This is a genomic window from Sphingomonas sp. Tas61C01 (assembly GCF_052567495.1).
Genome location: NZ_CP199583.1, coordinates 995,180 through 1,010,533 on the forward strand (window position 1 = coordinate 995,180; position 15,354 = coordinate 1,010,533).

Here is a 15,354-nt window from a genome sequence, read left to right on the forward strand (position 1 = left end):
GGGGTCCCGCTTTCTCCCAAATTCCCGAACCGCTTCGTGCGGTTAGCGGGACCCCGGATCGAGTCCGGGGTGACGGGGGTGTTCCGCAGAGGTCCCGCTAAAGCGAGGGAGGGATTGTCATCCTTTGACCAACGTCACCTGCGCGACGTCGATCCCGCCCCCGCGAAAACCACCCTCGCAATACATCAGATAGTAGCGCCACATCGCGACGAACCGCGCGTCCAGCCGGGCCGGCAGCCGCCCGTCCGCCACCGCCGCATCGAACCGCACCCGCCACCGCCGCAACGTCTCCGCGTAATCCAGCGGGAACCTCACCTCGTCGGTCCACACCAAGTCCCGCGCCTCGGCCAGCGCCCGGAAGCGGCTTCGCGACAGCAGCATCCCGCCTGGAAACACGTAGCGCTGGATGAAGTCGATGCTGTCGGCATAGGCCTCGAACACATCGTCGGCGATCGCGATATACTGGATCGCGGCATGCCCGCCCGGTTTCAACGTCCGTGCGATCGTGTCGAGATAAGCGGGCCAATATTCCTGCCCGACCGCCTCGACCATCTCGATGCTGGCGATCGCGTCGTAGGTGCCGTCGACATCGCGATAATCGGTCAGCGAGACCGCGACCCCCGGCAGCCCCTGCGCGTCGACCACCGCCTTCTGCTCGGTCGACAGCGTCAGCGCGCGGACCTTGCGGCCCCCGGCCGCTGCGAGCGCCGCGAACGATCCCCAGCCGCAGCCGATCTCCAGGATGGTGTCGCCCGGCGCGGTCGCGGTGCGATCGAGGATCGCCTGCAGCTTGGCCGCCTGCGCCGCCGCCAGCGACTGATCGGGTGACGCGAACAGCGCACTCGAATAGGTCATCCCCTCGTCGAGCCACTCGCGGTAGAAATCGTTGCCGAGATCGTAATGCGCCGCGACGTTGCGCCGCGCGCCGCGCCGGTGGTTGCGGCGCAGCCAGCGCCAGGTTCGCGCCGCGATGCGCGTGGTGGCGCCCGATCGCGCCGCATCGCCCAACGCCACGCGGTTGCGCATGAACAGGTCGAACAGCGGCACCGGGTCGGGGCTCGACCAGTCGCCCGCCGCCCAGCCCTCGTACCAGCCGACCGAACCGCCGGTCGTCAGCCGCACCAACGCGCGCCAGCGGTGCAGCGTCACGATCGGCACCGGACCCTCGCCCCGTCCGCCGAGCAACCGGTGCGTGCCGTCGGGCAGCCGCGCATCGATGCCGCCGCTCAGCAGCCCCGCGTCGATCCGGTCGAGCAACCGGTGGAACACCGGCGCGACGACCCGCGCCGATCGCTTGCCGGCGGCGGGGACGGGGATCGGCTGGGTCACGTTCATCGCCGCGGCTCATGCCGCACGACCGCGTCCGAGGAAAGGGGATGGCGTCCCTCACCCCGCGATCGGTCGCTACTTGGTCTTTTTCAGCGCCTCCAGCGCACGGGCGCGCGCCTCGCGGTGGCCGATGATCTTGGCGGGGTAAGCCTTGGGGCGGCGACCATGCTCGTCGGGATCGTGGATCGCGGGATCGGGCACGTCGCGAAGTTCGGGCACCCATTGCCGGATGTAATCGCCGGCGCCGAACTTCTCCGACTGGCCGAGCGGCGCCATGATCCGGCTGAACATGTTCGAATCGACCCCGGTGCCCGCGATCCATTGCCAATTGACCGCGTTGTTGCCGTAATCGGCGTCGACCAGGCAGTCCCAATACCAGCGCTCGCCCTCGCGCCAGTCGATCAGCAGATGCTTCACCAGGAAGCTCGCCGCGATCATCCGCACCCGGTTGTGCATCCAGCCCGTCGTCCACAGCTGGCGCATCCCCGCGTCGACGATCGGGTAGCCGGTACGCCCCTGCTGCCACGCCTTCAGATCCGTCTCGGCCGCCGCGCCGGTGCGCCACGGCAGCCGATCGAACCCCGCGCGGCCGTTCTTCTCGGCATAATCGGGCAGCGACAGCACCACGCCATCGGTAAAATCGCGCCAGGCGAGCTCCTTGCGGAAGGTCGTCGCGCCGTCGCTCCGGCTGTGGATCGCATGCCAGACCTGGCGCGGACTGACCTCGCCGAAGTGAAGGTGTGGCGACAGCCGCGAGGTGCCCTGCGTCGCCGGCAGGTTGCGCGCCTCGCCATAATCGTCGGCCAGTTCGACGAAGCGCGTGACGGCGTCGGTCGCGGCATCCTCCCCGACCGTCCACTCGTCGAAGCCGGCGGACCAGTCGGGATCGGTCGGCAGCAGCGCCCAGTCGGCCAGCCGGTCGCTCTTCGGCCAACGCGATGGCGCCGCGATCGAATCGGGCGCGGGCAGCGGATCGGCAGGCGGCATGACCTGCGACAACGCCTTCCAGAATGACGAGAAGACCTTGAACTGCCCGCCCGATCCGGTGACGACGTCCTCGGGCGGCGCCAGGTGATTGCCCTCATGGCGCACCAGCAGATCGCCCAATTCGTCCTCGGCCGCGCGCCACCAGGGCTCGTAATGCCGGACCGCATGGACGTGGGTCGCCCCGGTTTCCTCGATCAGTGCCCGAAGCTGCTCGACGGCACGGCCGCGGCGAAGGATCAGCCGCGAGCCCTTCGCGGTCAGCGCCGCCGCGATCGAGGTGAGCGAATGATGCAGCCACCACCGCTGCGCCCCGCCGATCCGCCAGTCGCCGGGCGATTCGTCATCGAGGATATATACCGGGATCACCGCCCCCTCCGCTGCCGCCGCGACGAGCGCCGGCTGATCGGCGAGGCGCAAATCCTGGCGGAGCCACAGGAGGACGGGCTGGGTCATTGCTGGGTCACCGGGTGATCGGGTTGTGAGCAGGATAGGCATTTCGATCGAACCTCCCCCGCTTCGTCACCCCGGACCCGATCCGGGGTGACGAGAGGGAGCCGAACGCCCTCAGATCGCGTGAGGCTGCTTCTCCACCTGCCAGGTCTGCCCCTGGCTCAGCAGCTTCTGCAGATCGGGCTTCTTCCCCGCCGCCGCCTCGGCGTTCTGGACGATCACCGCGCTGTCGAACGTCGGCGCCGGATCGTCGTAGAGCACGCCGAGCGCCATCGGGAACTCGCCGAACGGCATCTCGACCAGCATGTGCGCGAGCCCGCGGTTGGCCTGGTCGTGCACCGCGACCCCTGCCGCCGCCCAGTCGCCGCCGTCGACGTCGACCACCTTCAGCATCAGCCGATCGACGTCCATCGCCAGCCCCTTGGTCCCGCCCGCGAACAGCAGCGGCTTGCCGTGTTCGACCCAGAGCTGTCCGGTCGACGCGTTCGGCTTCGCCGCGAAGGGCGCGAACACGTCGTCATTATAGACGATGCAGTTCTGGAAGATCTCGACGAACGCCGCGCCCTGATGCGCATACGCCGCCTTCAGGACGCCGACGAGGTTCTTGTTGATGTCGATCGCGCGCGCCACGAAGCGCGCGCCCGATCCCAGCGCGAACGCGCACGGGTTGGCGGGCCGGTCGACCGACCCGAGCGGCGTCGACGGGCTGCGCGTGCCCACCCGGCTGGTCGGCGAATACTGCCCCTTGGTAAGGCCGTAGATCTCGTTGTTGAACAGCAGCACCTGGCAGTTCAGGTTCCGGCGCAGCAGGTGCATGGTGTGGTTGCCGCCGATCGACAGCGCATCGCCGTCGCCGGTGATGATCCACACGTCGAGCTCGGGATTGGCGAGCTTCACCCCCGTTGCGACCGCGGGCGCACGGCCGTGGATCGTGTGGAAGCCGTAGGTCTCCATGTAATAGGGGAAGCGCGACGAACAGCCGATGCCCGATACGAACACGGTGTTTTCCGGCCGCGCGCCGATCTCCGGCATCGTCCGCTGGACCGCCTTCAGGATCGCATAGTCGCCGCACCCGGGGCACCAGCGCACCTCCTGGTCGGTTTCCCAATCCTTGGGCGTGGTCTTCGCGATGCGGGTCATGTCGTTCATGATGATGCGTCCCGGTAGGTCAGGCTGCCGACTGCGGCGACAACGTCGCCCCGTCGGATTTGGTGTGGCCGTCGTCATGGCCGGAGAAAGGCTCGGGCAGCTGGTCCGCGTTCGGCCACACCGTGCCGCCCACGTCGCCGCCGAGCGCCGCAAAGATCGCGGCCTCGATCTCGGCGATCTGAAACGGCTGCCCCGACACCTTGTTGAGCGGCTTGGCGTCGACCAGGAACTGGTCGCGCAGCACGGTCTTCAGCTGGCCGGTGTTCATCTCGGGAACCAGGATCTGGTCAAAACCCTTCAGCAGCGCACCGAGATTCTTCGGCATCGGCCAGATGTGGCGGATATGGACATGGCTGACGTCCTGCCCGCGCCCGCGCGCGCGCCGCACCGCCTGGTGGATCGGCCCAAAGGTCGATCCCCAGCCGACGATCACCAGCTTGCCGCTGTCATTGCCGAGTTCGATCTGCTGGTCGGGCACCGCGATGTTGTCGATCTTCGCCTTGCGGATGTCGGTCATCGCCTGATGGTTTTCGGGCGAATAGTCGATGTTGCCGGTGCCCTGCTTCTTCTCGATCCCGCCGATGCGGTGGAGCAGCCCCGGCGTCCCCGGCCGCGCCCAGGGGCGCTTCAGTTCGTCGTTTCGCGCATAAGGCTCGAACCCGCCCTCCGGCACGGTATCGAGGAACTCGACCGCGAACGGCGCATAGCTGGAGATGTCGGGCACTTTCCACGGCTCGGCGGCATTGGCGATATAGCCGTCGGTCAGCAGCATCACCGGCGTCATGTACTGCACCGCGATCCGCACCGCCTCGATCGCGCAGTCGAACGCGTCCGCCGGGCTGCGCGCCGCGATCACCGGCATCGGCGCGTCGCCGTTGCGACCGTAGACCGCCTGGTAGAGATCGCTCTGCTCGGTCTTGGTCGGCAGCCCGGTGGAGGGCCCGCCGCGCTGCGAATTGACGATCACCAGCGGCAGTTCGGTCATGATCGCAAGGCCCATCGCCTCGCCCTTCAGCGCAATGCCCGGCCCCGACGACGAGGTGACGCCGAGCTGCCCGGCGAAGCTCGCGCCGATCGCCGATGCGATCGCGGCGATCTCGTCCTCGGCCTGGAAGGTGGTGACCCCGAATTCCTTCAGCCGCGACAGCGAATGCAGGATCGCCGATGCCGGCGTGATCGGATAGCCGCCGAAGAACATCGGGATGTTGGCGAGCTGGGTCCCGGCGACGAGCCCGAGCGAAATCGAGTCCGCCCCGGTCACGGTCCGCCACAGCCCCGCCTCGACCGGCGCGACGCCGACGTGGTGCTGCTTCATCGGGCCGGTCAGCTCGGCGGTCTCGCCATAGGCATGGCCCGCGTTCAGCGCCGCGATATTGGCCTCGGCGAGCGTCGGCGCCTTGGCGAACTTGCTCTTCAGCCAGTCGACGATCGGCTGGCGATCACGATCGAACATCCAGAGCGCCAGCCCCAGCGTCCACATGTTCTTGCAGCGCAGCGCTTCCTTGTTGCCCAGCCCGAACGGCTTCACCGCGTCGAGCGTCAGCTGCGAGATGTTGAAGCTCATCAGCTGCCACTTGTCGAGGCTGCCGTCGGTCAGCGGGTTGGCGTCGTACTTGGCCTTCGCCAGGTTGCGCTCGCCGAACTCGCCCTCGTCCGCGATGATCAGCCCACCCGCCTTCAGCGCCTGGACGTTGGTCTTCAGCGCCGCCGGGTTCATCGCGACCAGCACGTCGGGCTGATCGCCCGCGGTCTCGATCGCGGTCGACCCGAAATTGATCTGGAAGGCGGACACGCCGAACAGCGTGCCCTGCGGCGCGCGGATCTCGGCCGGAAAGTCGGGGAAGGTCGCCAGGTCGTTGCCCGCCAGCGCGGTCGACAGCGTGAACTGCCCGCCGGTCAGCTGCATGCCGTCGCCGGAGTCTCCGGCGAAGCGCACCACGATCGAATCGGCGGGGGGATGTGCCGAGGATTCGGCGGGAGTCACTTCGTGGGCGGCGGTTGCCATTCTTGCTTCCTGTCGGACGTCGTTGGCGCGCTCTCTAGGTCCGGGGCGCTTCAGTACCAACGTAGAATGATCTCGCCCCGCCGCAACCCGGCTTTGCCTTTGCGGTGGTTGGCGTGCTTGCCGATTGCGGAGCCGCGCACACTTTCGGCGGTGGCATCAGCGGAGCCGCCCCCTCCACCACGCCCTTCGGGCGCGGTCCCCCTCCCCCGCTAAAGCGAGGGAGGATTTCTCATTCCTCCCCCGCCAGGGAGTGCAATCGCACATGGACGATGGCTGCTCGGTCAAGCGAAGTCGTCATCAGACTTCCTCCTAATCTTCGTCACCCCGGACTTGATCCGGGGTCCCGCTTCCTACGAGCTCCACGAACCCGCCTCGTGCGGTCAGCGGGACCCCGGATCGGGTCCGGGGTGACGAAAGAAGATCAAGAGGCCGCACGTCACATGCGATAGCCCTGCCCTGGCGGGGAGAGGTGGCAGCCGTCAGGCTGACGGAGGGGGAGGTACCTCCGGGAGCCCGGCCCCCCTCAAGCAAACGCCCGTCCCAATTCCATCACCGTTGCCACATGCCGCCGCGCGATCTCTTCGGCGTCGTCGCCGTAGCCGCCGCCGACGGTACTCGCGACCGGCACCCCCCGCGCCTTCATCAACCGCGCGATCAACCGCTCCCGCCGCAACAATCCCTCGAGCGTCAGCGACAACCGCCCCAGCCCATCGCCCTCGAACGGATCGACCCCCGCCTGGTACAGCACGAGCTCCGGCCGCACCTCGTCGAGCAGCGGCACCAGCGTGGTCTCCAGCCGCTCCAGATACGCATCGTCCCCCACCCCGTCCGGCAGCTCGACATCCAGCGTCGATCGCGCTTTGCGCACCGGGAAGTTCTTCTCCGCATGGATCGAATAGGTCGCGATCCCCGGCCGCCCGGCGAGCAGCGACGCGGTGCCGTCGCCCTGGTGGACGTCGCAGTCGACCACCAGCAGCCGGGCCACGCTGTCCTCCTCGATCAGCCGCACCGCCGCGATCGCGAGGTCGTTGAACACGCAATAGCCGGCGCCGGTGCTCGCCAGCGCATGGTGGCTACCGCCCGCGGTGTTGGCGGCGAAGCCGTGCTCCAGCGCCAGCATCGCCGCGAGCCAGGTGCCGCCGGGCACCGTCACCGCGCGCGCCGCTACCTCGGCGGTCACCGGAAAGCCGATCCGGCGGGTCTTTTCATACGGCACCCGCGCCTCGATCACCTCGGCGACATAGTCCGCATCGTGCACCGCCTCCAGCCAGCGCCGCGGCATCGGTTCTGGCTGGTGCCACGTCACCGCCGGTCCTTCGGCCAGCAACAGGTCGCGGATCAGGCCGTTCTTGTTCCAGCGATAGGTGGAGCGGGCGGGCGCCGGGGCGACATAGGCCGGGTGATGGACGATCGCGATCACCCGGCATAGATAGGCGTCGACCGCCCCGCGCCCAAGCGGGCAATGGAGAGCCGCAGCATGACCGACAGCCGAGTGCCCGATGCGCCTGCGCCTCTCGTCCAGCCCTCAGCGCCCTTCGTGCGTCCCGACGTCCGCGGCTTCCTCGATTACCTGAACGCGGCGCCCGGCCCCAAGACCCACGAACTCGACGCCCCCACCGCGCGGCAGATGTTCACGATGCTCGGCAGCGTCGCCGAACTGCCGATCGGCGAGCTGGCGACGATCGTCGACCTGTCGATCCCCGGCCCCGCGGGCGCGATCCCGGCGCGGCTGTTCGACGCGGCGGCGTCGCGCGAGCCCGGTCCGGCGCTCGTCTTCTATCATGGCGGCGGCTTCGTGATCGGCGACATCGGCACGCATGCGAGCCTGTGCGCGGAGATGTCGCGCGTGCTCAACGTGCCGGTGATCTCGGTCGACTACCGGCTCGCGCCCGAGCATCGGTGGCCCGCCGCACCCGACGATTGCGAGGCGGCGACGCGCTGGGTCGCGGGCAGCCCCGCGGAGCTGGGGCGCAAGGTCACCAGCCTGATCGTCAGCGGCGACAGCGCGGGCGGCAACCTCGCGATCGTGGTTGCGATGGCGCTGCGCGACGACGCTGCCGCGGTGCCGGTGATCGTGCAGGCGCCGATGTACCCCGCGACCGACATGGGCCGCGAGTTCCCCTCCTATGTCGAATTCGCCGACGGCTATCTGCTCACCCGCGACACGATGGAATGGTTCGTCGACGCCTATGCCGCCGATCTGGCGCATGCGCGTTCCTCGCCGCTGCAGTCGGACCTGCGCGGCATGCCGCCCGCGGTGGTGATCACCGCCAGCCTCGATCCGATACGCGACCAGGGGCGCGCCTATGCCGCCAAGCTGATCGAGGCGGGCGTGCCGGTGGTGTTCCGCGAGGCGTCGGGCAACATCCACGGCTTCGCCAACATCCGCCAGGCGATCCCGTCGAGCCAGGGCGACGTCGCCGCCTATCTCGCCGCGGTGAAGGCGATGATCGGCGAGGCCGAGGCGCAGCGCGTCATGACCCAGGCCGCCGGCTGACACCCGGAAGGAAAGACGATCCATGACCGACCAGGCCGACCTCCCCTACCGCCCCTGCGCCGGGATCATGCTGCTCAACCGCGACGGCAAGGTGTTCGTCGGCCAGCGTCTCGATTCGACGCTGGAGGCGTGGCAGATGCCGCAGGGCGGGATCGACGACGGCGAACAGGCCGAGGAGGCGGCGATCCGCGAGCTCGGCGAGGAGACTGGGATCGCGGCCGATCTCGTCGAACTCGTCGCGGTCGCACCCGACGAGTTGTTCTACGATCTGCCTCCCGAGATGGTCGGCAAGATCTGGAAGGGACGGTGGCGTGGCCAGCGTCAGCGCTGGTTCCTCTATCGGTTTCTCGGCGAGGACAGCGACGTCGACATCGCGACCGTACACGAGGAATTCCGCGCTTGGCGCTGGGCCGATCCGGCCGATCTGCCGGCGATCATCGTGCCGTTCAAACGGACCTTGTACGAAGCGGTGCTGGCCGCGTTCGCGCCCCATCTCGACCCGTCCAAGTCGCAGTAACGGCTTTTCTCGACGAATCCTGGGCTATAGGAGGCCCCGTGCCCCGATCTCGTCGCCTCCCCCTGGTCCTGCTCGGTGCCGCCGTGCCCGTGCTGCTGGGGAATGTCGATGTCGCGTCGGTCAGCGACGACGCGATCCCCGTTCCCGCCGGGATCAAGGCGATGCTCGATGCCGCGCTCGCCTCGGGCAACGAGGGCGAGGTCTCGACGATCGTCAAATATGCGCGGCTCGCCGATCCTGCGAGCGCCGACGTGGTGCTCGCCATCGCGGAAAAGTGGCGCAACGATCGCGCCGCCGAACGCAGCAAGACGATCCGCGAGGCCAGCCTGTTCGATCTCTGGTCGGGGCGTGCGGAAATCGGCGGCTATCTGACCACCGGCAACTCGGATACGCTCGGCGTCACCGCGGTGATCGACGCCACCCGCGAAGGGCTGCGCTGGCGCCACAAGTTCCGGGCGCAGGTCGATTACAACGAGAACCAGGGCATCGCGACGCGCGAGCATTATCTCGCCTCGTACGAACCCAACTTCAAGTTCGACGACCGGCTCTACGCCTATGGCGCGGCGCAATATGAAGGCGACCGGTTCCTCGGCTATTACGATCGCTATTCGGCCTCCGCCGGGGTCGGCTACAGCGCGATCAAGTCGCCCGCGGTGCGGCTCGACATCGAACTCGGCCCCGCTTTCCGCCACACCTATTTTACCGATCAAACCGTGCAGAGCAGCGCCGCGGCGCGCGGGACGCTCGCGTTCAACTGGAGATTGCTGCCGGGCCTGTCGATCAACCAGCAGGGTTCGGCCTATGTCCAGCGGTTCAACTCGACGCTCAGCGGCACGACCGCGCTCAACGCGCGCCTGATCGGCCCGCTATCGGCGCAGGTGTCGTACAACGTCCAGTACGAAAGCATGCCGCCGATCGGTTCGGTGTCCACCGACACCACCAGCCGCGCCTCGCTGGTGTACAGCTTCTAGCCGCTCGCAACGACGCGATTTGACCGCCCCGCTTTCCCCTCTAGGGATGAAGCATGAGCGCCATGTCACCCCCCGAAGCGCAGGCTGTCGACCGCATCGATCAACCCGCGATGCGCGCGCAGGTTGAGCGCTGGGCGGCGGTCAACAGCGGCACCCGCAACCTGCCCGGCGTGGCGACGATGGCGACCTTGCTCGCCGACGCCTTCTCCATGCTACCAGGCGACATCGCGTTGGTCGACGCGGACCCGGTCGAGAGCGTCGGCGCAGACGGTAGCGTCTCGGTGCTGGAGCATGGCCGGCATCTCCACCTCGACGTCCGTCCGGACGCTCCGGTGCGGATGCTGTTCACCGGCCATATGGACACCGTCTACCCGGTCGATCACCCGTTCCAGGCGCTCACCGACTGCGGCGACGGCACGATCAACGGCCCCGGCACCGCCGACATGAAGGGCGGCCTGTCGGTGATGCTCGCCGCGCTGGCCGCGGTGGAGGCCAGCCCGCTCGCCTCCCGCATCGGCTACGAGGTGGTGATCAATTCGGACGAGGAGACCGGCTCCTTCTCCTCGTCGGCGCTGCTCGCCGGCGCCGCCCGGGGCAAGGTCGCCGCACTCACCTACGAACCCGCGCTCGCAGACGGCACGCTGGCGGGCGCGCGGGGCGGCACCGGCAATTTCTCGATCGTCGTCCGCGGCCGCAGCGCGCATGCCGGCCGCAATCCCGAGGACGGCCGCAACGCCATCGTCGCCGCCGCCGACATCGCCCTGCGGCTCGCTAAGGCGCGCGGCCCCCGCCTCGCGGTCAACCCCGCGCGGATCGAGGGCGGCGGCCCCAACAACGTGGTCCCAGACCTCGCCGTGCTCCGCGTCAACTTCCGGCCCGCCACGGCCGACGACATCGTCCGCGCCCAGGCGCATATCGACGGCGCGGTGGCGATGGTCGCGGCCGAGCACGACGTCCAGGTCAGCGTCCATGGTGGCTTCAACCGCCCACCCAAGCCGATCGACGACGGCGCCGCCAGGTTGTTCGCCTTGGTCCGCGCGGCGGGCGGCGATTTAGGGCTCGACATCGGCTGGCGCGCGACCGGCGGGGTGTGCGACGGCAACAACATCGCCGCGGCCGGCGTGCCGGTGGTCGACACGATGGGCGTCCGCGGCGGCGCGATCCATTCTGCGGAGGAATTCATGATCGTCGACAGCCTTGCCGAGCGCGCGGCGCTGTCGGCGCTGACCGTGCTGCGGATCGCCGAACGGGGCGGGCTGTGAGCTTCCGCATCCGCGCCGCGGTCGAAAGCGACCTCCAGCATCTCTACGAGATGGCCAAGCTGACCGGCGGCGGCTTCACCAACCTGCCCCCCGATCGCCGCGCGCTCGCCACCAAGGTCGAACGCAGCGCCACCGCCTTTGCGCGCGATGAGGCGACGATCGCCGACGAATTGTTCGTCCTCGTGCTCGAACATGTCGAGAGCGGCGAGGTCCGCGGCACCTGTCAGCTATTCACGCAGGTCGGCCAGAAACACCCCTTCTACAGCTACCGCCTCGGCACCCTCACCCAGCATAGCGAGCATCTGAAACGCACCTTCCGCGCGGAGATGCTGGCGCTCACCACCGATCTGGAGGGATCGTGCGAGGTCGGCGGCCTGTTCCTCCACCCCGGCGAGCGCGCCGGCGGTCTCGGGCTGCTGCTCGCCCGCAGCCGTTACCTGTTCATTCGCGCCCACCGCGCCCGCTTCGCCGATCGCATCCTCGCGGAGCTCCGCGGCGTGATCGACGAGGCCGGCGGCTCGCCCTTCTGGGACGGGCTGGCGGGCCGCTTCTTCGGGATGAATTTCCAGGATGCCGACCAGTTCAACGCGATCAACGGCCACCAGTTCATCGCCGATCTGATGCCCAAGCATCCGATCTACACCGCGATGCTGACCGAGACCGCGCGCGCCGCGATCGGCCTGCCGCATCCCTCCGGCCGCGCGGCGATGCGGATGCTGGAGAACGAGGGCTTCCACTACGAGAACTATGTCGACATCTTCGACGGCGGCCCCACCATGACCACCCGCACCGACCGGGTCCGCTCGATCGCCGAGGCGCGCGAGGCGCCGATCGTCGCGATCGATGCGGAGGGCGGCACCGAGGCGCTGGTCGCCACCGGTCGCCTCGCCCGGTTCCGCTGCGCGTTCGGCAAGGTCCGCCCGGTCGGCGACGGCATCGTCCTCTCCGCGGATTGCGCCGCAGCACTCGGCGTCGGCGAAGACGACGTCGTCCTTCATGTGCCGAGGCTGTGATGCTCCGCGAGATCAACTTCGACGGCATCGTCGGCCCCAGCCACAATTATGCCGGCCTGTCCCCCGGCAACCTCGCGGCCACCCGCAACGCCGGCAAGGCGTCGCGCCCCCGCGCCGCGGCGTTGCAGGGCATCGCCAAGATGCGTGCGAACATTGCGCTCGGGCTCACTCAGGGCATCCTGCTGCCGCACCCCCGCCCCGATCATCGCTGGCTGTCCGATCTGACGACCAGCTACGACGCGGCCCCGCTCCACCTGAAGGCGCAGGCGTTGTCGGCCTCGGCGATGTGGGCCGCCAATGCCGCCACGGTCTCACCAGCGCCCGACACCGCGGACGGCCGCTGCCACCTGACCGTCGCCAATCTCGTGACGATGCCGCACCGCAGCCACGAATGGCGCTGGACGCTCGCGCAGCTACGCCAGGCCTTCGCCGATCCCGCCTTCGTCGTCCATTCGCCGGTTCCAGCGCCCTTCGGCGACGAGGGCGCGGCCAACCATATGCGGCTGTGCGACGGCCACGGTTCGGCGGGGGTCGAGATATTCGTCTACGGCGTTGCCGGCGGCCCCTTCCCTGCCCGCCAGCACCGCGAGGCGAGCGAGGCGGTCGCGCGCGCGCATGGCCTCGATCCCGCTCGGACGCTGTTCGTGCGCCAGTCCGACGCCGCGATCGCCGCGGGCGCTTTCCACAACGACGTCGTCGCGGTCGCCAACGAACAGGTACTGTTCACCCACGAACATGCCTTTGCCGACCGTGAAGGGTTCCACGCGGACCTCCGCCGTCTGTTGCCGAGCGTCGAGATCGTCGAAGTCCCCGCCAGCGCGGTCAGCCTCGCCGATGCGGTGTCGTCCTACCTGTTCAACGCGCAGCTGGTGAGCACGCCCGAGGGCATGGCGCTGATCCTGCCGGGCGAGGTCAGCGCTGCGGTGCCGGTGCGCCGCTGGCTGGAGGCGCTCGTCGCCGGCAACGGCCCGATCCGCCGCCTGACGATCGTCGACGTACGCGAATCGATGGCCAATGGCGGCGGCCCCGCATGCCTGCGCCTGCGCGTGGTCGCCGATCCCACGACGGTCGATCCGCGTTTCCTGGTCGACGATGCGCGGCTCGACGTGATTTCCGCGCTGGTGGAACGCCATTGGCCCGATACGATCGACCCCGACGCGATCGCCGATCCCGCGTTGATCGCCGAGATCGAGGCGGCGACGACGGCGCTTTACGCAGCGCTCGGCGTCGATCCCTGAGCCCGCCGCCACCGTTGGGGGGAACGTGCGCTTGCCGCGACGGTTGAGTCCTCATGACGGTAAAGCGAATAAAATCAGCGTGATCGATCGAGGACATGAGGCGACCAGCCCGTGGCAGATGCCACGCGCGGGCTGGATCGCGGTCGCCAGGCGCACCTGGGCGGAGACCACCGCCGACAATGTCGGGTTGATCGCTGCGGGGGTCGCCTTCTACGGCTTCCTCGCGCTGGTGCCGCTGCTTGGCGCAATGGTGCTGCTGTACGGCATCGTCGCCGAGCCGCAGACGGTGATGCGCGACATGATGCAGCTCACCTCGGTGATGCCCGCCGACGCCGCCAAGCTGGTCGGCGAACAGCTGATGAACGTCGTCAAGACATCGGACGGCAAGAAGGGCTTCGGCCTGTTGCTGGCGCTCGCGCTGGCGCTGTTCGGCGCGCGCAACGGCGCCGGCGCGGTGATCACCGCGCTCAACATCGCCTATGAGGAAAAGGAAACCCGCGGGTTCGTGAAGGTGAACCTGCTCGCGCTGGCGATGACCGCGACCGCGGTGGTCGTCGCGATCCTCGCGCTGGTCGCGATCGCCGCGCTCGGTCATCTCGAAAGCCTGCTGCCCGCGGCGCCGGGCATCGTCATCGTCGCCGGCAAGGTCGGCGCCTATCTGCTGCTGACGCTCGCCGGCGCGGGTGCGGCCGCGACCCTCTACCGCTACGGCCCGGCGCGCCGCCGCGCCGAGTGGGTGTGGCTCACCCCGGGTTCGTTGCTGGCCGCGCTGCTGTGGCTGGCGCTGACGATCGGCTTCGGCATCTACGTCGCCAATTTCGGCAACTACAACGCCACCTACGGATCGCTCGGCGCGGTCGTCGTCACCCTTACCTGGCTCTATCTGTCGAGCTACATCCTGATCTTCGGTGCCGAACTCAATTCCGAATTCGAGCACCAGACCGCGCAGGACACCACCCGCGGCGACGCACCGATCGGCGATCGCGGCGCCTGGGTCGCGGACCATGTCGCGAGCGACGACCCGGCGCCGCCGGCCGAGCGGAAGGTGACCGCCGATTCAACCGGCACACGCGCCGCCTTCGCCGCCAGCCGGGCCGGCAACGGCGCCGCGCGGCTGGTCGGGCTGCCGAAGGTCGGCTGGTCCGGCTCGATCGCCGCAACGCTTGGCCTCAGCCTCCTCCGGCGCGGACGCGCAGGTCCCGGCGCTGCACTGCTCGGTGGCGCCGCGGCGCTCGCGTGGCTCCGCCGTGAACGGACGCCACCGCCCGCCCGGCAGATCAAGGCGGTGTTCTTCGACGTCGACGGCACGCTCGTCGACAGCAACGAATGCCATGTCGAGGCATGGGTCACCGCCTTCGCCGAACGCAACCTGACCTTCGATACCGACGCGATCCGCGGCCAGATCGGCAAGGGCGGCGACCTGCTGGTGCCGAGCCTGGTGCCCGGCGCCACCGATCGGATGATCGACGCCTTGAGCAAGCGCCACGGCGAGATCTTCAAGACCAACTACATCGATCGCGTCCGCCCCTTCCCCGCTGCGACCGCGCTGATCCGGGCAGTCCACGATCGCGGCCAGCAGCCGGTGCTCGCCTCCTCGGCCGACGGCAAGGAGGTGTCGCACTATGCCACGCTGCTCGATATCGAAGCGGTCCTGGCGGCGACCACCAGCAGCGACGACGTCGACACGTCGAAGCCCGCGGGCGACATCTTCGCCGCTGCGCTGAAGAAGGTCGCGCCGCTCGGCGCCGACGAGGTGATCGTGGTCGGTGACACGCCCTATGACGTCGAGGCCGCCGCCAAGTGCGGGATCGCCGCGATTGCGGTACGATCCGGCGGGTTCTCCGATTCGATCCTGCTGAAAGCAGGCGCAGTCGCCTTGTACGACGATGTGGCGGCGCTGCTCGCCGACTATGACGCATCGCCGCTGGCCCGGTGA

General features: G+C 68.9%; 12 protein-coding genes. 7 read left to right on the plus strand and 5 right to left on the minus strand.

Going from position 1 to position 15,354, the window contains the following annotated elements:
• Window positions 1-117: 117 nt before the first annotated feature.
• The 5 genes from ACT009_RS04635 to ACT009_RS04655 all read right to left on the minus strand — a co-directional run bounded on the left by ACT009_RS04635 (window position 118) and on the right by ACT009_RS04655 (window position 7,340).
• On the minus strand, window positions 118-1,335 hold the full coding sequence (locus ACT009_RS04635; RefSeq protein WP_445193194.1) for a class I SAM-dependent methyltransferase: 1,218 nt from the start codon (window positions 1,333-1,335) through the stop codon (window positions 118-120).
• A gap of 69 nt (window positions 1,336-1,404) precedes the next feature.
• The gene (locus tag ACT009_RS04640) at window positions 1,405-2,769 is read right to left on the minus strand and encodes a cryptochrome/photolyase family protein (protein ID WP_445193195.1); all 1,365 of its coding nucleotides are present in this window, start codon (window positions 2,767-2,769) and stop codon (window positions 1,405-1,407) included.
• Window positions 2,770-2,880: 111 nt separating this feature from the next.
• Window positions 2,881-3,915: a 2-oxoacid:ferredoxin oxidoreductase subunit beta gene (locus tag ACT009_RS04645; protein ID WP_445193196.1), complete on the minus strand. Its 1,035-nt coding sequence runs from the start codon at window positions 3,913-3,915 to the stop codon at window positions 2,881-2,883.
• A gap of 19 nt (window positions 3,916-3,934) precedes the next feature.
• Window positions 3,935-5,920, minus strand: coding sequence for a 2-oxoacid:acceptor oxidoreductase subunit alpha (locus ACT009_RS04650; protein ID WP_445193197.1), 1,986 nt, complete (start codon window positions 5,918-5,920; stop codon window positions 3,935-3,937).
• Window positions 5,921-6,443: 523 nt separating this feature from the next.
• Entirely contained in the window at window positions 6,444-7,340 is an 897-nt protein-coding gene (locus tag ACT009_RS04655; RefSeq protein ID WP_445193198.1) for a histone deacetylase family protein, read from the minus strand.
• A gap of 57 nt (window positions 7,341-7,397) precedes the next feature.
• Here ACT009_RS04655 and ACT009_RS04660 point away from each other — a divergent pair, with 57 nt between their 5' ends.
• From ACT009_RS04660 to ACT009_RS04690, 7 genes are all read left to right on the plus strand, one after another.
• On the plus strand, window positions 7,398-8,417 hold the full coding sequence (locus tag ACT009_RS04660; RefSeq protein WP_445193199.1) for an alpha/beta hydrolase: 1,020 nt from the start codon (window positions 7,398-7,400) through the stop codon (window positions 8,415-8,417).
• 22 nt (window positions 8,418-8,439) lie between these two features.
• Window positions 8,440-8,934: an RNA pyrophosphohydrolase gene (locus ACT009_RS04665; protein WP_445193200.1), complete on the plus strand. Its 495-nt coding sequence runs from the start codon at window positions 8,440-8,442 to the stop codon at window positions 8,932-8,934.
• Window positions 8,935-8,972: 38 nt separating this feature from the next.
• Window positions 8,973-9,905 carry a DUF481 domain-containing protein gene (locus ACT009_RS04670; RefSeq protein WP_445193201.1) on the plus strand — a complete coding sequence of 311 codons (933 nt, stop codon included), beginning with the start codon at window positions 8,973-8,975 and terminating at the stop codon, window positions 9,903-9,905.
• 62 nt (window positions 9,906-9,967) lie between these two features.
• On the plus strand, window positions 9,968-11,167 hold the full coding sequence (locus ACT009_RS04675) for a hydrolase (RefSeq protein ID WP_445194017.1): 1,200 nt from the start codon (window positions 9,968-9,970) through the stop codon (window positions 11,165-11,167).
• A complete protein-coding gene (locus ACT009_RS04680; protein WP_445193202.1) occupies window positions 11,164-12,180 on the plus strand; it encodes an arginine N-succinyltransferase in 1,017 nt (338 codons plus the stop codon). The genes ACT009_RS04675 and ACT009_RS04680 overlap by 4 nt, the downstream gene beginning before the upstream one ends.
• Complete coding sequence (locus ACT009_RS04685) at window positions 12,177-13,418, plus strand: N-succinylarginine dihydrolase (RefSeq protein WP_445193203.1); 1,242 nt, start codon at window positions 12,177-12,179, stop codon at window positions 13,416-13,418. Before ACT009_RS04680 ends, ACT009_RS04685 begins: the two co-directional genes overlap by 4 nt.
• Before the next feature lie 79 nt (window positions 13,419-13,497).
• Window positions 13,498-15,354, plus strand: coding sequence for a YhjD/YihY/BrkB family envelope integrity protein (locus tag ACT009_RS04690; protein ID WP_445193204.1), 1,857 nt, complete (start codon window positions 13,498-13,500; stop codon window positions 15,352-15,354).

Excerpts from the sequence above, each read along its gene's own strand:
- ACT009_RS04635 (WP_445193194.1), bottom strand. The coding sequence starts at position 1,335 with ATGAACGTGACCCAGCCGATCCCCGTCCCCGCCGCCGGCAAGCGATCG.
- ACT009_RS04640 (WP_445193195.1), bottom strand. The coding sequence starts at position 2,769 with ATGACCCAGCCCGTCCTCCTGTGGCTCCGCCAGGATTTGCGCCTCGCC.
- ACT009_RS04645 (WP_445193196.1), bottom strand. The coding sequence starts at position 3,915 with ATGAACGACATGACCCGCATCGCGAAGACCACGCCCAAGGATTGGGAA.
- ACT009_RS04650 (WP_445193197.1), bottom strand. The coding sequence starts at position 5,920 with ATGGCAACCGCCGCCCACGAAGTGACTCCCGCCGAATCCTCGGCACAT.
- ACT009_RS04660 (WP_445193199.1), top strand. The coding sequence starts at position 7,398 with ATGACCGACAGCCGAGTGCCCGATGCGCCTGCGCCTCTCGTCCAGCCC.
- ACT009_RS04665 (WP_445193200.1), top strand. The coding sequence starts at position 8,440 with ATGACCGACCAGGCCGACCTCCCCTACCGCCCCTGCGCCGGGATCATG.
- ACT009_RS04675 (WP_445194017.1), top strand. The coding sequence starts at position 9,968 with ATGTCACCCCCCGAAGCGCAGGCTGTCGACCGCATCGATCAACCCGCG.